Origin of the sequence: Paraclostridium sp., assembly GCF_051656405.1 — a bacterium.
Lineage (GTDB): Bacteria > Bacillota > Clostridia > Peptostreptococcales > Peptostreptococcaceae > Paraclostridium.
The window spans coordinates 30,023-44,903 of record NZ_JBOGBV010000035.1; the positions used below are offsets into that span (position 1 = coordinate 30,023).

General features: G+C 27.9%; 12 protein-coding genes. 3 read left to right on the plus strand and 9 right to left on the minus strand.

The genetic code is table 11. The annotated features are described in order from the left end of the window. The first annotated feature begins 4 nt into the window (after positions 1–4). Entirely contained in the window at positions 5–1,072 is a 1,068-nt protein-coding gene (locus tag ACRDDE_RS05055) for an FUSC family protein (RefSeq protein ID WP_438625979.1), read from the plus strand. A gap of 9 nt (positions 1,073–1,081) precedes the next feature. Next, a complete protein-coding gene (tnpA, locus tag ACRDDE_RS05060) occupies positions 1,082–1,483 on the plus strand; it encodes an IS200/IS605 family transposase (protein ID WP_438625981.1) in 402 nt (133 codons plus the stop codon). A 58-nt stretch (positions 1,484–1,541) separates the two neighbouring features. On the opposite strand, the gene ACRDDE_RS05065 is transcribed toward tnpA, so the two are convergent. The 4 genes from ACRDDE_RS05065 to ACRDDE_RS05080 all read right to left on the minus strand — a co-directional run bounded on the left by ACRDDE_RS05065 (position 1,542) and on the right by ACRDDE_RS05080 (position 6,208). Next, positions 1,542–3,497 (minus strand): sensor histidine kinase, encoded by a 1,956-nt coding sequence (locus tag ACRDDE_RS05065; RefSeq protein ID WP_438625983.1) that lies wholly within the window; start codon positions 3,495–3,497, stop codon positions 1,542–1,544. 159 nt (positions 3,498–3,656) lie between these two features. Beyond that, positions 3,657–3,878: a small, acid-soluble spore protein, alpha/beta type gene (locus tag ACRDDE_RS05070; protein ID WP_438625985.1), complete on the minus strand. Its 222-nt coding sequence runs from the start codon at positions 3,876–3,878 to the stop codon at positions 3,657–3,659. 107 nt (positions 3,879–3,985) lie between these two features. Next, a complete protein-coding gene (locus ACRDDE_RS05075; protein ID WP_438625987.1) occupies positions 3,986–5,251 on the minus strand; it encodes an MFS transporter in 1,266 nt (421 codons plus the stop codon). A 237-nt stretch (positions 5,252–5,488) separates the two neighbouring features. Continuing rightward, the gene (locus ACRDDE_RS05080; RefSeq protein ID WP_438625989.1) at positions 5,489–6,208 is read right to left on the minus strand and encodes a ribonuclease H1 domain-containing protein; all 720 of its coding nucleotides are present in this window, start codon (positions 6,206–6,208) and stop codon (positions 5,489–5,491) included. A 197-nt stretch (positions 6,209–6,405) separates the two neighbouring features. Between ACRDDE_RS05080 and ACRDDE_RS05085 the strand changes: the two genes are divergently transcribed. Beyond that, positions 6,406–6,825, plus strand: coding sequence for a flavodoxin (locus tag ACRDDE_RS05085; protein WP_438625991.1), 420 nt, complete (start codon positions 6,406–6,408; stop codon positions 6,823–6,825). A 189-nt stretch (positions 6,826–7,014) separates the two neighbouring features. Here the strand turns inward: ACRDDE_RS05085 and ACRDDE_RS05090 are convergent, their stop codons facing one another. The 5 genes from ACRDDE_RS05090 to kdpA are packed head-to-tail and all read right to left on the minus strand — an operon-like array spanning position 7,015 to position 14,860. Then, the gene (locus ACRDDE_RS05090) at positions 7,015–7,710 is read right to left on the minus strand and encodes a response regulator transcription factor (protein WP_438625993.1); all 696 of its coding nucleotides are present in this window, start codon (positions 7,708–7,710) and stop codon (positions 7,015–7,017) included. Positions 7,711–7,726: 16 nt separating this feature from the next. After that, a complete protein-coding gene (locus ACRDDE_RS05095; RefSeq protein ID WP_438625994.1) occupies positions 7,727–10,423 on the minus strand; it encodes an ATP-binding protein in 2,697 nt (898 codons plus the stop codon). A 15-nt stretch (positions 10,424–10,438) separates the two neighbouring features. Beyond that, complete coding sequence (kdpC, locus tag ACRDDE_RS05100) at positions 10,439–11,008, minus strand: potassium-transporting ATPase subunit KdpC (RefSeq protein ID WP_438625996.1); 570 nt, start codon at positions 11,006–11,008, stop codon at positions 10,439–10,441. 20 nt (positions 11,009–11,028) lie between these two features. After that, entirely contained in the window at positions 11,029–13,089 is a 2,061-nt protein-coding gene (gene kdpB, locus ACRDDE_RS05105) for a potassium-transporting ATPase subunit KdpB (protein WP_438625998.1), read from the minus strand. A gap of 25 nt (positions 13,090–13,114) precedes the next feature. Next, positions 13,115–14,860 (minus strand): potassium-transporting ATPase subunit KdpA, encoded by a 1,746-nt coding sequence (gene kdpA, locus ACRDDE_RS05110; protein WP_438626000.1) that lies wholly within the window; start codon positions 14,858–14,860, stop codon positions 13,115–13,117. Positions 14,861–14,881 lie beyond the last annotated feature (21 nt).

The following is a 14,881-nucleotide window of genomic DNA, read 5'->3' on the forward strand; positions in this document are numbered from 1 at the left end:
ACTTATGAATCATAATCAATTTATATTACAAAGATTATCAGTAAAAGATGAAACTAGAGCTCTAAAAGTTCTTTTATCAGCTATAATAGGCATTTATTTATGTAATTTAACTAATTATTTTAAAATATCAACTACCGTAATAACTGTGGGAATTGTATTTGCAATGCTTCCAACTGTTTCAGGCGCTAGAACTTACTGCATACAAAGATTTTTTGCAAATATATTAGGAGCTATACTAACCTTTTGTATAGGTATTATTTTCAACTGGAATATATATTCACTTGCATTAGTTTGTTCTTTAGATGTATTTATTTTTTATAAATTCAACTTAAATAAAACAAAACTCAGTTTAATGAGCTTAGTTTCAGGTAGTTTAATTTTATTTTTTACTATGAGTGATCCATCCCAAATAATAGTAAGACTTTCATCTATTTTAGTAGGATCACTTGTAGCAATTACCATCAATGAGTTAATTTTACCTATTAATCAAGGCTTTAAAGTAGAAGAATTGATATTTAATTTTTCTAAAGAAGCCTTTAAAATTACTGATTATATGCTTTTAAATATATCTACTTTAGACGTTTTAAATATTAAAATTTTAAATCTATATAACCAAGCTATAAAACCAAATTTATTAACTTTAGATAAAGAAGCAAAAACTAATTCACTTAAAAATCACTTAAAACATTATAAATATAAAATTAATACCCTAGATTATCTAGGAGTTGTTTGTGAAAGTTATTATGATTTTTTAAATTTAATTTCTAAGAATTTAGACGAATTTAATAATTTATCGATTGAAGAAAAATTATATATAAATGAACTTTTATCTAATTTTAATATCCAGCATAAATACTTATTAGATAATGTATTAAACAATAACCATATTCAAGATTTTAATCTGATAGATATAGACCATAGTAAATTTGAATTAAGTAATTCTCTAAGTGTTTTATTATTGGGGCGAATTTTAGAATATAGAGACTCTCTAATTAAATTAAAAGAATCTATTGATAGTATTAATCTAAATAATACTTATCAGAGTGTTGAAGTTTTTAAGTTTAATATGTAATATATTTATATGAGAGAAAAATACAGAATAGATAAAAAAAGAATCAGTTATTTGAAGTACAATTACATATTTTGTCCTAGATATAGAAGAAAGATTTTTGAGAATGATGAGGTGAAAAAAAGATTTTATGAAGTAATAAAGTCTGAAGCAGAACTTTTAAATATAAAAATCTTATATATATATTGTGGAGAGGATTACTGTAAACTTCAAGTCAATGCTCTTTCTGATATAAGTCCTCATGATATTATTGTCAAATTTAAAGTAAATTCCTCTAAGATTTTGAGAAGTGAGTTTGAGCATCTTAACCACTTAGAAAGCCTCTGGACTAGAGCGTCCTTTGTAACTACAGAAGATGAAATTGACGATGATGTTTTAAATGAGTACTTAGAACTTCAGAAAAAAAGAGGTTAAAATTAAATTAAATGGCATGATATAGTTTTACCTATATACATGCCATTTTTTAATATGCCTAAAAATTTATATCTGAAAATTCTACCGCAGCTTTTGAATTACTTGAATTATACGAATTTATTTCAAAATCATCATCTTCTCTAGATTCAATAAATCTAATAGGTAAAACTACTATAAACTCACTTCCTTCTCCGAGTTTTGAATTTACAATAACATCACCTTTATGCATATTTGTAAATATTTTAACAAGAGATAGACCTATACCACTTCCTTCATTTTTTCTGACCATAATATCATCAACTTGCGTAAATCTATCAAAAATTCGCTCCAAGTCTTCAGATTTCATTCCAATTCCAGTGTCTTTTACTGAGAATTCAAGAACATTTTGTTCTTCATCTACATCTACATTTATATATATATTTGTATTGTCTTTTGAAAATTTAATAGCATTTGATATTAAGTTTAATACTATTCGTTCTATTTTATCAGGATCTACGCTCATAATTAATTCTTCACAATTAGTATCAAATATTATATCTATATTCTTACAATCAGCATATGGTATAACAGATGTAACTATGTTTTCTAGTAAAAATATTATATCTAAATTTTTTAATTTCAAGTTCATAAATCCAGAATCAACTTTAGCTATATCAATGATATTATTAGTAAGTCTTAAAAGCCTATTGCAATTTTGTTTTATTATATTTGTTTTATTCAAATTGCTTTCCGAATAACTATTAGTAACTTTTTTCATATTCATATCTAATATTTGATTTGCAGACATTATAACAGCAACTGGAGTTCTTAACTCATGACTAATATTAGATATAAAATTACTTTGTGATTTTTGCATACTCTCTGCTGTTTCTTTTGCTTTTATTAGCTCTTTTTGATAATTCAATTTTTTTACAGTATATAATATTAATGAAGCTATAACAATTAATAAGCTTATTGTTAATGACAAATAACCATAGACCATTTCTTTATATTTATAAAGAGTATCAATTGGACTATTAACTACTTGAGAGTCATTTGGCAATTTTTTTATATTTATATTATAAAATTTCAACTTATTATAATCAAATATGTAATTATCTATCTTATTTCCATCAATAATTTTCTCTTTTGGTTGTTGTCCATTTAATATTTCCTTGGCTATTTTACCTGCCGCTTTTCCTTGTTCTGTATGACTAACTACTTTACCACCAATAAATCCACATTCAATTCCATAATTCATAGTTGAATATATTGGTACATTTGTACTTTCACTAATTAGTTTATATGAACCTTTTATAGACTTTACATTTCCCAATTTATCTCTATATGCATACATTACAAACAATACATCATTATCCCCTAAAATTTTTAATTTCTTTTTAAGTTCTTCAAAACTCATATCTTTTAAAGAAATCAAATTAAATTTTGTGTCTTTGAATTCTTTTTTTAATATATCTAAATTATAATCTAAATTTAAAGAATTTGAATATGCATCAGTTACAATTGTTATGTCTTTGTTTTTATGAAGTTTTCTTATTAAGTCTATATTTTCCTTTATAGATTGTGGCTCTGTTACTCCATAAACTAATTTTGATTTTTTTGCTAATTCAATATTATTATTAGAACTTACACCTAAAAAGATTATTGGGGTATTTTTAAATAATTCATCTCTATGTTCCATACCAAATTCAAAAGCTTGGTCATCCCCTAAAATAACAGCATCATACCCTTTTTGATCTCTTAACCTATGTTTTAGTAATTCATAAAATTTTTCTTTGTTTTCTTCTCCTAAAAATGTTCTTGAATCCATATACTCAATTTGAAGATTTACATCTTCATTTATTCCAGATTGTATACCCTCTATTTGATCTGAAAATGTTTCAACATTAGGATTATAAGAGCTTATAAATAAAACATGCTTTTCTTTTTCAGATGCATACGCTGTATTAAAAATCAAAAACCATGCTAATCCAATTAAAATACATAATATATTTATTTTGTTTTTTTGTATCATTCTCCCCCAACCCTTACTTGTTTAGTATCTTTTGTATGAATTTGTTCTATCAAGTAATATTATATCAAGTTTTCTCTTGTCCTGCTTAAAATTTCCAAATTAAAACATAAAAAAACAATTTAAAAATTGGGCTAAAATTTAGCCCAATTAATTAATTAATTATTTTTTATTGTTATATTCTCTAATTAACTCTCTTTCCCCTAATTCAACTAATTTTTTACTCATCATTCCACCTAAATTTCCACCCATAGCTCCGCTTTCATAAGATGTTTTATTTGCTCCATTAATATGTTCACTTTGTATCCCTAATTCTCCAGCCATTTCTAGCTTCATTTGATTTAAAGCTTTTTTTGCATTACTTACTAACGGTTTATTTGTCATAAAAATTGCCTCCTTAAACTGTAATTATCTATAATTTTTACAGTTTTAAAAAGTATTATTATGCATTTTATGTTAATAAACTTTATGCTTTAAAATTTATTAATATTTTACCTTTTTATATCTTCTAAATTTTGGATTTCAGGATTATAGTTTAAAACTTTCTTGGTGCTACTACTAAAAAATAAAGGTATGCACCCTATCATACAAATTAAAAAACAACCTAACATAATACTTCTTGGATAAAAAATATCACCAAGAACTCCACCTATTAATGTTCCTATTGGTTGTATAGCTATAGAACAAGTCATCACTATACTCATAACTTTTCCTCTCATATCTTGTGGCACAGTAACCATCATTGATGACATCATAACTGTATTTGATATTGTATTAAAAAATAATCCAAAAGAAAAGCATACACACATTACATAAAATTTATTTATAAGTACTCCTAAAAAGAAAAAAATAATGGTTAAAAATAATGATGTAAGCATTGTTTTAGCTCTATTTTCAGCTTTTATATTAATATTTGTAAGTAATATACTTGCTACAATCATTCCTATACTTTGGAAAGCAGATATAACTCCATATCTTGCCACTCCCAAAGATTCTTCCATCATAAACCATGGTCTTAAAAGTATCGAAAAAATAGCAAAGAAAAAATTTAATGCAAAACATACAGCAAGTAATACAACTAACCCCCTGAAACCAAATGTAAAATTTATTCCTTCTTTAAAATCTTCTCTAAATGTTAGTTGTGATTTTTTTTGTTCTACTTTAGGTATATTTATAAAGATTTCCGTTACAGTTGATATAATATAACTTATTCCATTAAATATAAACATTACTGAAGCTCCAAGAATTGAATATATAAACCCACCTGAAAGGCTACCTACTAGACTTGTTGTTGACACTGCCATTTGCTGTGCTGAATTTGCTTTTACTATATTATCATTAGAAACTAAATCTGGAATAACTGAACTTATTGCTGGATTAAAAAACGCAGAACATATACCACATATTACTCCAATTAAAATAACCATCCAAACTTCTAGTATATTTTTATACGCTGCATAACCTACAAATAAAATTCCTATTCCCCTTATTAGATCTCCTAAAATTATCATCTTTTTTCTATCAAACCTATCCACTATAACTCCTGCGAAAGGCCCAATTATAATTCTAGGTAAACTTATAGCCGCCATCAATATCCCCATGATAGATGATGACCCTGTTTTATCTAGAACCCAAAACCCTAAAGCCATAGAGTAAAATGCATCTCCAAGGCAAGAGACTAACTGACCTTGCCACAATAAAAAAAAGTTTTTATTCCATAAATTTTTAGGTTTTTCAAAGTTTTTTATACTTTCCACATTTAACCCGCCTTTTAGTTTAGTTTTTTTCTTATATTATAAGTATATACACGAGAGTAATATTTGTCACTATTTTGATTAAAATATTTAATCTCATTTTTAATATTTTTAATTTAATGTATATTTTTTATTAATATTATTAATTCATATATTCCATTATTAAACTTTTATAATATTTTTCTTAAACCTAAAAAAGGACTACATAAAAGTAACCCTTTCTAGCTATATTTTTATTATTTATAAATATTCTTCTATCGCTTCTCTAGCCAATCTATCTGCTATATCATTATATTTATTACAACTATGTCCTTTAACTTTTATAAATGTAATTGCTAAATCCTTGCTATAATCTTCTATAAATTTAACATACGATTGAGTATATTCATTTTTAGCCTGCCAAGTTCCAGATGCCCAAAGTGCAATGTTCTTTAAATCATGATATATACATAACTTTTTTAATCCTTCATCATGAGCTAATTTTATAGCATATTTAGCAGCCTCTATTTCACCTACTATATTCCATTGATCCCACTTATCATGTCCTGCTGTTTTATATTCTTGAATCAGGTCTTTTTCAATATCAATTACTGCAATACCTGATCCAAAAGTTTTCGATACTCTATCATAACTTCCATCAACGAAAGCAATCATATCATAATTACATTTTATATCTTCTGGCTCAATATAATTTTCAAAGTAATCTACATTTGCTTTACTTTTTATTGGCTTTAATTCGTTATCCTTACTTTCTGATGCCAACTTACTTTTAACATTAGATTTAGACTTTTTCGATATGTTGTCTATCTTTATCCCCGAAAACTTTTCAGCTTCTTGTAATGTTTTAAAACTCTTATATATAGATCCTGGAAATTTATTAACCTGTTCTTTACATTCATCCCAAGTTGTATACACTCCCGGTTTTTTTCCTACTTTAACTGCATAAAATTTTTTAATCACAACATGCTCTCCTATCTTTAGTTTCCTTATCTCTAACTTAATATTATTATGAATTTATTAATTTATCAAATATTTTATAAACTTTTTTTAATTTTTTTCTATATTTTAACTTTTTATATTGACACAACAATTGAAAACAATTATCATTAAATTAAATAATTGATATTAATTATCAATTCCATTTAGGAGGTAAAGCTATGAAAATTATATATTGGAGTGGTACTGGTAATACAGAAACTATGGCAAATCTTATAAGTAGTGGTTTATCTAATCAAGGTAAGTCACCTGAGCTTTTAAGAGTAGAGTCAGTAATTGTAGATGATTTAAAAAATGAAGATATATTAATACTAGGTTGCCCATCAATGGGTGATGAAAACCTAGAAGAGGTTGACTTTGAACCTTTCATAGAATCTTTAAAAGGACTAGGTGCAGGTAAGAAAGCATGCCTATTCGGTTCTTATGGATGGGGTGACGGTGAATGGATGAAAAAATGGGAAGAACAAATGGATTCATATGGGTTTGAACTTCCATTAGAATCAGTAATAGTAAACGAAGCTCCTGAAGGTGATGATAAAGACCTTTGTGTTAAATTTGGAGAGAGTATAGCTAAATTATAAAGTTTTTCTCAATTTAATATTGACTTTTTAATTGAAAACAATTATCATTATATTAGAGCAAATGATAATTAATATCATTTCACTCAGCTCATAAGTAAGCCTATATTTTAAAATATTGTATATTTCCTAAAACAAACAAATTTCAAAAAGGACTGTCCCCCAATTTATCAATTGCAACAGTCCTTTTTGTTATTCATCATTTAATTTGTATCCTACCCCAATTTCAGTTATTATATATTCAGGGTTAGCTGGCTCTTTTTCTATTTTTCGTCTTAATGTAGCCATAAATACTCTTAATGATTTTATTTCACTCCCAAGTGCACTTCCCCATATTTCTTTTGCAATAAATTTATGAGTTAAAACTTTTCCATGATATTTTACAAGTAATGATAATATATCATATTCGCTAGGTGTTAAATGTATCTCTTCCTCATCAATACTAACTTTTCTTTTTTCAAAGTCTATAAATAAATTTTTATATTCAAAATCAGTTTTCGAGTTTACCTTTGGCTTATTTTTTTCAGAGTGTCTAATAGCTACCCTAACTCTTGCTAGTAATTCTGCTATTGAAAATGGCTTAGTTATATAATCATCCGCACCCATATCAAATGCGTCTACTTTTTCTCGATCTTGTTCTCTTGCTGATACTACAATTATAGGAACATCAGATAAGTTTCTTATATTTTTTATTACTTCTATTCCATCCATATCTCCTAAACCTAAATCTAGCAATATAACATCTGGAGAATGTGACATAGCTAGGGATATTCCTTCTTTTCCGTTTATTGCTTCTTTTATTATATAACCTTGAGTTGTAAGAGATGCATTTATAAATTTACGAATTGTATCATCATCTTCAACAATTAAAATACTATGCTTATTCATATTCTCCCCCATTCAATTACTCTTCCTTAGGCAATGTAAATTTGAAAGTTGCACCTTTATTTAAGTTGTTTTTAACACTTATTTCACCTTTATGAGCATTTATTATTGATTTACAAATTGATAATCCAAGACCTACTCCTTTTCTTGAATCTGAATAGTTTAATTCTCCAGTAAAAAATCTATCAAATATGTTATCTATTACTTTCTCATTAATTCCAGGCCCATTATCTATAACTTCAAATGCTACATTATTGCCTAATTCATATACACTTATTTTAATCTCACATGCTCCTTTTGAATACTTTATAGCATTATCAATTAAGTTTATAAAAACTTGCTCTATAAGCTTTGCATCCATTGGAACAAAAAGTATTTTATCTGGCATTTCTATTTTAATTTTTATATCTTGAATTCTCTTTTTTATATGAGATAAAGATTGTGATATAACCTCTTCAACTATTTCTGGATTTTTCGTTACCTCAAGTTTTCCTTCATCTATCCTTGTCATACTAAGCAAATTCTCCACTAATCTAATTAGCCATTGTGTATCTTCAAATACTCCATTTAGCAACTCATCAATAACACTTTCATCTATCAAGTTTTTATTTTTAATAATAGTACTAACAGCTCCACTTATGCCAGCAAGTGGTGTTCTTAAATCATGCGAAATAGCTCTTAATAAACAACTTCTTAATCTTTCACTTTCTATTTCAAGACTAGCCTCTTTTTGAACTTCTGATAAAATTTCTCTTTCTAGTGCTATAGCCATTTGAGCAATTACTGCTTCAATTAAACATATGTCTTCATTGTCAAGCTTCTTATCAATACACGCTACTCCTACTACTCCTAGCGTTTCACTCATTCCAATTATAGGCATATAAAATCCATTTGATCCAGGCAAAGTATCTGTCCCTGTACCCGCTATAGAATCATTATTAAAAGCCCAAGTTGCAACAGCTTTTTCAGAATCATTTATAAAAAACTCTTCATCTTGATTGTTTTTTATGTTTTTGTAAAGATTTAACTGCTTTTTATTTTTATCACTTACATAGCATGCAACATTTTTATCTAATCCAATTGATAAAAGTTCCAAGCCAGTATTTATAATATCTTCTTTATTTGATAATCTTAAAAAACTTCTTCCAACTTTATATAACATCTGTGTGTTTTGTTCACGCTTTGAATAAATTTCTACTTGCTGCTTTATTCTTGATGTAAGTGATGAAGTTATTATTCCAACTATACAAAATACAAATAAAGTAATTATATAGTTAGTATCATCTATATCTAGCGTATATAGTGGACTTGTAAATAAGTAGTTTAATAAAATTATATTTAAAATAGAACTTATTATACCTGTTCCATATCCATTTGTAAATACAGATATTAATGCTATATCCAACATATACATTAAATATATATTTTCTTGTATAAATCCAGCATTTTTTAATACATGTGCAATAAGTGTTGTTATTGTCGTTATAATAAATATTTTAACTATATCTATTCCACTAATTTTAAATTTAGAAATAAATCCATTTTGTTTTTTAGGTCTATAATTTCTGCTTTTCCCACCTTTATATGGTATTACATGTACATCTATATGATCGGCCTCATCAATTAATTTATCAACTACATCTCTTTTTACAAACCTTGAAAATACACTATGTTTTCTATGATTTCTCCCAATTATAATTTTAGTTACATTTCTCATTTTAGAATATCTTAATATATCTTCTACCATATTGTCTCCATGTAACAGTACAACTTCTGCTCCTAACTTTTTTGCAAGTTCTAAGTTAGACTCTAGTTGAGCTTTTGCTTCTTTAGATAACTCGTCTTTATTAGGATCTTTTATATAAATAGCAATTACTCTTGATAATGATGATTGAGAAATTCTAGATGCGGTTCTTATTAACTTAGCAGTAGATGGGGAGGGAGATATACAAACAAGAATGGTTTCCCTTGTTGGCAATACTTCTACTCCACCTTTTGATAATCTAGTTATTTCAACTTCTTTATTAACTTTTTCAGCTGTTTTTCTTAATGCTAATTCTCTTAATGCTACTAAGTTTTCTTTTACAAAAAAGTTTTCTTGTGCTTGTATAGCTTGCTCTTTTTTATATATTTTACCTTGGTTAAATCTTTCTAGCAAAACATCTGGCTCTACATCTATAAGTTCTAATTGCGATGAAATATCAATTAACTTATCAGGTATAGTTTCTTTAACTGAAACATTAGCTACAATTTCAATTATATCGTTTAAACTTTCTAAATGTTGTACATTTACAGTTGTATATACATCTATTCCAGCTATTAAAAGTTCCTCTATATCTTGCCATCTTTTGCTATGCCTACAAACCTTAGCATTTGTGTGTGCTAGTTCATCTACTAGTATAACCTCTGGTTTTCTTTTAAGTGCTAAATCTAAGTTAAATTCTTTTAAATCTATAGTTTTATATTTTATATATTTTAATTCAAGTACCTCTAATCCATCTAGCAGCGCTAGTGTTTCTTTTCTAGAGTGAGGTTCTATATACCCAACTACTGCATCTATTCCGCTTTCTTTTAAACTATGTGCAGACTCAAGCATGGAGTAGGTTTTACCTACTCCTGCTGCATATCCAAAGAAAATTTTTAATTGACCTCTTTTTTGGCTTTTTTCTTCTTTATTTATTTTATTTAATAAACTTTCCGGATCTGGTCTATTCATAAATCCCCCTACTAATTATTTAATTTTCTCCAAATCTAGATTAAGCTGTAATACATTTACCGTAGGTTCTCCAAACATACCTATTAACTTAGAGTTTGTATTTTTATCTATAAGTTCTAATAATTTTTCTTTAGAAACTTTGCTATACTTAGAAACTCTATCAACTTGATATTTAGCTCCTCTTAACGATATATCTGGATCTAGCCCACTTGCTGATGCTGTTACTAAATCTACAGGAATTTTTTCTGTATTTTTTTCATCATACTTTGTATACATTTTTATTCTTTCATTTAATACTTTATTAAATTCTTCGCCAGTTGGAGACATATTGCTTCCAGAAGACCCTAATGGATTATATGGATAATCTTGCGTTTTTGATGGTCTTGACCAGAAATATTTTGGGTCTGTAAAGTTTTGCCCTATAAGTTTTGATCCTATCTTTTTATTGTTTTCTTCAATTATACTACCATTTGCTTTATTTGGTACAAATATTTGAGCAAAAGCAGTTATTGTTAATGGATATATAATCCCAGTTATAACTGTCATAATTAAAAATATTAACGATGCTCTTTTTATATATTTCATATCTCAATCTCCTTATCATATTATAAAATTGTACCTATAATCATGTCTATAATTTTTATACATATAAATGGCGTTATAATCCCACCTACCCCATATATCATTAAATTTCTTGATAAAAGTTTACTTGCAGGTAATTCTCTATACTTAACTCCTTTAAGTGCTAGTGGTACTAATGCAATTATAATGATTGCGTTGTATATAACCGCACTCATTATAGCACTTTCAGGGCTATTAAGATTCATTATATTTAACTTATCCAATTGTGGATAAACTCCTAAAAATAATGGTGGTATTATTGCAAAATACTTAGCAATATCATTTGCAATACTAAAAGTCGTAAGAGCCCCTCTTGTCATAAGTAGCTGCTTACCTATTTTTACTATTTCTATTAATTTAGTTGGACTAGAATCTAAATCTACCATGTTTCCTGCTTCTTTTGCAGCTTGTGTACCTGTATTCATAGCAACAGCAACATCTGCTTGGGCAAGTGCAGGCGCATCGTTACTCCCATCCCCCGTCATAGCTACCAAATGACCTTTTCTTTGATACTCATGAATTAAATCAAGTTTAGCTTTAGGTGTTGCCTCTGCTAAAAAATCATCAACTCCAGCTTCAGCTGCTATTGCTGCTGCTGTTAAAGGATTATCTCCTGTTATCATTATTGTCTTTATTCCCATCTTTCTTAAATCATTGAATTTTTCATATACTCCTTTTTTAAGAATATCTTTTAAATATATAACGCCTAATACCCTATTGTTTTTACAAACAACTAAAGGAGTCCCACCTTTTTTTGAGATTTCCTCAACAATTTCATCACATTCCTTTGGATATTTCCCACCCTGTTCTTCTACAAATTGTTTTATAGCGCTCGCTGCACCTTTTCTTATTTTATCTTCGATTAAGTTAGCTCCACTCATTCTAGTCTTTGCTGAAAAAGGTACAAATTCTATCTCATTATTTGATAAATCATTATCACCCAATGAATACATCTTCTTTGCAAGCACAACTATACTTCTTCCTTCAGGGGTTTCATCTAATACAGAACTTAATTTTGCACAATCAACAAACTCTTCCATATCCACATGTTTAAGAGGTATAAAATCACTTGCTTGTCTATTTCCATGAGTTATAGTACCTGTTTTATCTAAAAGTAGCACATCTACATCTCCAGCTGCTTCGATAGCTCTTCCTGATGTAGCTAGAACATTTTTATTATTTAATCTACTCATGCCTGCAATTCCAATTGAAGAAAGTAAACCTCCAATAGTCGTTGGAGCTAAACAAACTAATAAAGCTACTAATGAAGTTATAGAAACTACAGTACCTACACCATTTTGTTTTACTGCAAAATAACTAAATGGATATAAAGTCACTGTTACTATTAAAAATATTGAAGTTAATGCAATTAATAATGTTTGTAAAGCTATTTCATTTGGTGTCTTTTTCCTTTTAGCACCTTCTACCATAGCAATCATCTTATCTAAAAAACTTTCACCTGGACTTGATGTTACTTCTACTATTAAATAATCAGAAACTACTGTAGTTCCACCTGTCACTGCACATCTATCTCCTCCTGATTCTCTTATAACTGGAGCACTTTCTCCAGTTATAGCACTTTCATCTACTGAAGCAACTCCTTCTATAACATCTCCATCTGCAGGAACTTGCTCATTTACATCAACTAAAACTATATCTCCTTTTTTTAATAAGCTTGATTGTACCATTTCAAATTCACTATTTTTATTGCAAGATTTTAACTTTTTAGCTAAGACATCTTTCTTTGCAGCTCTTAGACTACTAGCTTGAGCTTTACCTCTTCCTTCTGCTATAGCTTCTGCAAAGTTTGCAAATAGTACTGTTGACCATAAAAAAATACTTATCATTAAGGCAAATGATGTATTGTCATTTATCATATTAAAAAATGACATAATAGTTATTAAACTAGCAATTATTGATCCGATATATACTACAAACATAACCGGATTTTTAAGCTGTACTTTAAAACTTAACTTTTTAATAGAATCTTTTATAGCATCTTTTAAAATATCTTTGCTTACAAAGCTTTCATTTGAATTACTCATAATAATATCTCCCTTATACTAAAGTTTAAAAAAACATCTTCAAATGTTCTGCAATTGGTCCAAGAGCTAGTGATGGTAAAAATCCTAATGCCCCTATCATAAGAACAACTCCAACTAATAAAAATACAAATAACATATTATTAGTTGCTAATGTCCCTGCACTTTGTGGTACTATTTTTTTACTAGCTAATGATTGTGCTATTTTTATAATTAAAACTATTGGTATAAAACGAGCTAATATCATTATTAAACTTGTTAATATATTCATGAAGCTATTATTTGTATAAAATCCTGCAAAGGCACTTCCATTATTGTTTCCTGTAGAACTTAGTGCATATAAAATTTCTGAGAAACCATGTGGTCCATTATTAGTTAAGAAAAAGTCTATATTTGGAACCATACATGTGATAGCACTTCCCACTAAGACTAACGCCGGTGTAGTTATTATTAAAATTGATGCCATCTTCATTTCAAATGGTTCTATTTTTTTTCCTAGATATTCTGGAGTTCTACCTACCATAAGCCCTGATATAAATACAGTAAGAATTACAAATGCAAGCATTCCATAAAGTCCACATCCAACTCCTCCAAATACAACCTCACCTAATTGCATAAGTAATGTTAGAATCATTCCTCCCATTGGTGTAAAAGAATCATGCATGGAGTTTACAGATCCATTTGATGCTGAAGTAGTTGTTACTCCCCATATAGCTGAATTTATTACTCCAAACCTAGCTTCTTTTCCTTCCATGTTTCCACCAGACTGATCAGATTTTAATTCACTTGTTATATATTTATTATCTGCAAGCTCTGGGGTAGCTTTAAATTCAAAATACATTGCAGATGATATTGCTAGTGTGAATATAATCATCATTGAGCATAAAATTACATTTCCTTGCTTTCTATCGTTTACCATCTCTCCAAATGTAAAGCATAATGCTACAGGTATTAAAATTATAGAAACAACTTGTGCCATATTTGATAAATAAGTTGGATTCTCAAATGGATATGCTGAATTTGTACCAAAGAATCCACCTCCATTGGTTCCCAATTGCTTTATAGCAATTTGACTTGCTGCAGGACCTCCTGGAATTATTTGATTATCTATTACACCTTTATTTTCTGTTTCTACATTCTGTACTAAATTAACTTCTTGATAAGGCTTTAAATTTTGTACTACACCTTGTGTTGTTAAGAATATAGCTAAAACAACAGAAAGAGGTAAAAGTATATATAAAGTTGATTTAGTTAAATCTTTCCAAAAATTCCCTATAGAGTTGCATTTACTTCTTTTAAATCCTCTTATTAATACCATAAGTACACTTATTCCTACCGCTGCTGATAAAAAGTTTTGAACAGTTAATCCTACCATTTGAGTTAAATAGCTTAAAGTACTTTCTCCACTATAAGCTTGCCAGTTTGTATTTGTAATAAAACTTGTAGCTGTATTAAAAGCTAATTTCCAATCTATATTTTTTAGCTTTTCTGGATTTAACGGAAGTATATATTGAATCATTTGCAATAAGAATACAAATATTAAACTTATTACACTAAATGAAATAACACTTAATATATATTCTTTCCCATTCATTTCTTCATCTTTTTTTATATTTAACACCTTGTATATAAATCTTTCGATTGGTGCCAATATCTTAGTTAAAAACACCTTTTCATCTTTAAATACTTTCGATATATAAATACCTAAAGGTTTTGCTAGTAATATAACTACTGCAATAAAAACAAATACTTGAATTACAATACTCATCTTCATAATCTCCTCCTAAATTTTCTA

Bases quoted from the DNA above. Each gene is read 5' to 3' on its own strand.
- tnpA (WP_438625981.1), top strand. From the start codon at position 1,082: ATGAGAGAAAAATACAGAATAGATAAAAAAAGAATCAGTTATTTGAAG.
- ACRDDE_RS05055 (WP_438625979.1), top strand. From the start codon at position 5: ATGAATCATAATCAATTTATATTACAAAGATTATCAGTAAAAGATGAA.
- kdpB (WP_438625998.1), bottom strand. From the start codon at position 13,089: ATGAGTAATTCAAATGAAAGCTTTGTAAGCAAAGATATTTTAAAAGAT.
- ACRDDE_RS05090 (WP_438625993.1), bottom strand. From the start codon at position 7,710: ATGAATAAGCATAGTATTTTAATTGTTGAAGATGATGATACAATTCGT.
- kdpC (WP_438625996.1), bottom strand. From the start codon at position 11,008: ATGAAATATATAAAAAGAGCATCGTTAATATTTTTAATTATGACAGTT.
- ACRDDE_RS05095 (WP_438625994.1), bottom strand. From the start codon at position 10,423: ATGAATAGACCAGATCCGGAAAGTTTATTAAATAAAATAAATAAAGAA.
- ACRDDE_RS05065 (WP_438625983.1), bottom strand. From the start codon at position 3,497: ATGATACAAAAAAACAAAATAAATATATTATGTATTTTAATTGGATTA.
- ACRDDE_RS05085 (WP_438625991.1), top strand. From the start codon at position 6,406: ATGAAAATTATATATTGGAGTGGTACTGGTAATACAGAAACTATGGCA.
- ACRDDE_RS05070 (WP_438625985.1), bottom strand. From the start codon at position 3,878: ATGACAAATAAACCGTTAGTAAGTAATGCAAAAAAAGCTTTAAATCAA.
- kdpA (WP_438626000.1), bottom strand. From the start codon at position 14,860: ATGAAGATGAGTATTGTAATTCAAGTATTTGTTTTTATTGCAGTAGTT.